Raw genomic sequence first — 850 nt, 5'->3', positions numbered from 1 at the left:
AGCTACCGCCTCAAAGACCGAGACCTCGGCCGCGTCCCCGCGGCCAAAACCAACGACTGAAACCAACCAAAGGGTGGGTCAAGATTCCAGCGAACAAGCCGGGTCACGATTCGACCGACGTTGACAGGCGACTCGTTCGACTGCTCTGGGTTTGTGGCCGTGGCGGTCGCCTGACCGGTGACCGAGGATCGCAACGGCCATTCTCGTTGGTTCGCTGGGCGCGTGCCCACAGTGGCGGTCGGCCTCACGGGTGCCTGAGGATCGCAACCCGATGACCGCGGCCGCGATGTTCGGTGTCATCCCCGTGGCGCTCGCCCTTACCGCCTCGAGGCTGTTGGCTGCTGTCACTGTGACCGAGCCGGGACGGTGTCAGGGGTGATGGGCCGCCCGGCTTTCTGTCTGGAAAGGTGTCTGCGGGCAGGAATTAGACGAGCCCGGACGGTGATGGCGTCCGGGCTCGGTCTGTCGCGGCTGCGGTTACCGGTCGGCGACTCGGCGTAGGTATTCGCGGATCAGTTCGGCTAGCCGTTGGTCCAGTTCGTCCAGTGCACGCGCGGGCCGACGCGCGCCCAGTGTTGCCGCCGCGCTGTATTCGGTGCCCAGTACCGCCAGCGCACGGTCACGCGGATGACAGGGCGACGGGCACTGGTGGTGGACGCTGAGGGTGCGGATCGCCTCGTCGGGACTGAGGTCACCGGGATCGACCGCGCAATCGGTGCCGGTGATGTTGCTGTCCTGGACCGCCAGCAGTATGGGGCGGTGGGCGATCCTGCCCGCGTCGCGGCCACTGCGCCCCGGTAGGTCCTCGGGTGTCATCGGGTCGCTCCCCATGTTCCGAGCGCGGCCCAGC

1 protein-coding gene is annotated in these 850 nt (G+C 67.5%); it reads right to left on the bottom strand.

Features of this window, described 5'->3' with window-relative positions; translation table 11 throughout:
• Positions 1-477: 477 nt before the first annotated feature.
• The coding region (locus tag GVY39_RS33800; protein WP_236565828.1) for a hypothetical protein at positions 478-850 on the bottom strand (373 nt) is incomplete at its 5' end.

Source organism: Nocardia sp. CY15 (assembly GCF_009829295.1).
GTDB lineage: Bacteria > Actinomycetota > Actinomycetes > Mycobacteriales > Mycobacteriaceae > Nocardia > Nocardia sputi.
This window is presented reverse-complemented; position numbering and strand designations above follow the sequence as displayed.